The organism is Limosilactobacillus fastidiosus (assembly GCF_014145505.1).
GTDB lineage: Bacteria > Bacillota > Bacilli > Lactobacillales > Lactobacillaceae > Limosilactobacillus > Limosilactobacillus fastidiosus.
On sequence record NZ_JACIUZ010000002.1, the window covers coordinates 1 to 214 of the forward strand.

Annotated in this window: 1 protein-coding gene; it reads right to left on the bottom strand. The window is 46.7% G+C overall.

Features of this window, described 5'->3' with window-relative positions; all coding sequences use genetic code 11:
• On the bottom strand, window positions 1–214 hold a 214-nt coding region (locus H5R64_RS00020), incomplete at both ends, for a sugar nucleotide-binding protein (RefSeq protein WP_182582431.1).

Genomic DNA, 214 nt, shown 5'->3' on the forward strand with positions numbered 1-214 from the left:
GCCTCTTCCCACGTTGGGACCGCAAAGCCCGTTTCCTTTACCTTTGCCAAACTCATAATTGAATGACGTGGACGGTAGGCTTTTTGGGGGTATTCGGCTGAAGTTACCGGGCTAACTTCTACATCCTGATCCTTCAAAATCTCCCGGGCAAATTCATACCAGGTACAAGCATCATCATTCGATAATTGGTAAGTTCCATATGGTACCTGATGGT